At 69.1% G+C, this 1653-nt stretch carries 2 pseudogenes; both read right to left on the reverse strand.

The features are described from left to right. Nucleotides 1-711, reverse strand: a pseudogene (locus VIB55_RS13910) (hypothetical protein); the annotation flags it as partial. A 234-nt stretch (nucleotides 712-945) separates the two neighbouring features. Next, nucleotides 946-1653 (reverse strand): annotated as a pseudogene (locus tag VIB55_RS13915) (hypothetical protein); the annotation flags it as partial.

Consider the following 1653-nt stretch of genomic DNA (forward strand, 5'->3'; position numbering starts at 1 on the left):
GAGCGACAACAGATAGGATGCGCGGAGATCCCTGGCGAGCGCCGTAGCGTCCGCGCTGTTCAGCCGGAGCGCCACGAGTTCCCGCCAGATCGCGGGGTCTACCTGTTCAACCCACTGCCGGATGGCGCGCAGCCACTGCCGCGACCCGGAGTAGGCGTACACGTAGGCTTGCGGCCACCGCGGGCGGCTGTAGGAGTCCCGGTTCATCCCGCCCTTGTACCCGCCATGGTCCCGTGTCGAGTCCCGGGTGGGGTACAGGTCGTTGCGGGGCCCCACCAGCCCGCTGCGAAGCAACGTCGAGGGCGCAGGCGTGTCGAACCAGGTCCGGGTGCCATACACACCGCCCTGCATGGGGTACAGCTCCACCCAGTTGGAGTGGCTGTAGAAGTCCTGCACGGGGTGAAGCGAGGCCCCGATGAGCACGGCCAGGTACACCATCCGGCGGTACCGCTCGGCGGGATTGGGGGCTGCCCTCACTTCGTCGGCCGCGGCGCTCACCGCTCTCTGCGTGTTCTGCGCGAGCCGGCTCCACGAGTTCTGGATCTGGGAGGTGGAGGTCAGGTTGTCGAAGTGAAGGTGCGCCAGCAATTGTGCGTTCGAGATCGTCTTGCTTACGCTGTAGTAGTCCACCAGCCAGTTGGAGACCTGCGCGATCTGAATGACCGGCGACCCGGGTGCGAAACCCTCGTCCTGCAGCGCGGACCGGGTCATGTCGTGGTGTGGCCCGGTGTCGAAGGCGCGGGCCGGCGCGGGCCGGGAGAGCGGGAATATCGCGAGTGTCAGAAGCAGCAGAAGCGGGCGCCGCTTGGGCCTTGCACGCATCGATTCCTCCACCGATCGAGGGTGTTTCAAGATGATGGGAGCGGATGGCAGATGATCGAAACGCCGCGAACATCCGCAGCCAGCAGAACGGGCACCATGGTTGATGCACCGGCAGCGCGCTGATCACAGGAGCAGCGTCTCCACCCGGTGCGCATGGACGGTGTCCTGCCCCGGCGGCCGATAGAACACGGTGAAGCGGCCGTCCTGCGAGGCCACCAGCGCCAGGGCGTCCGGCTGGTCGCGGACGAACTGCGCCGCGGACAGGTGGCGCGTGCCCCCCAGCTCCGACACGTCGACCTCGGAAGGGTGTGCGCCCACCACCGGCTCCATCACCACCACGCGCTCTACGGGCGCGCTCCCCCGCGACCGCGCGATCTTGGCCCCGAACGCCAGCAGGCCGTAGCGGTCGTCGATGATGGTGGCGCCGTCCACCGCGGTGAGCCCGGCCACCTGGTCCACCACCCGGCGCACCGCGTCCATCCACTCGGCGCGGTCCTCCTCGTCGGGCTCCATGGCCGCCAGCGACGACAGCCCCGTGAACGCCGGCTCGGCCGGGTAGTTGATCGGGTGGACGATGGACCTGCGCCACTCGTCGGAGTCGCGCGGCACGATCAGCAGCGACCCGCCGTGGCCGTGGGTGCGCATGGAGAGCGCCAGCTGCACCACCACGTTCACCGAGTCCGTCCACGACCGCGTGGAGGCGAACGCCAGCAGCGGCGAGGTGTGGAGCATCCCGGCGGGCAGGTCGCCCCCGCGCTCGTCCACCATCTTCACCTGGTCGCCGTGCAGCACGGCCACGTTGGCGAACTTGCCATCCTCCCGCGCGCGGCG

The sequence above is a fragment of the Longimicrobium sp. genome, assembly GCF_036554565.1.
Classification (GTDB): domain Bacteria; phylum Gemmatimonadota; class Gemmatimonadetes; order Longimicrobiales; family Longimicrobiaceae; genus Longimicrobium.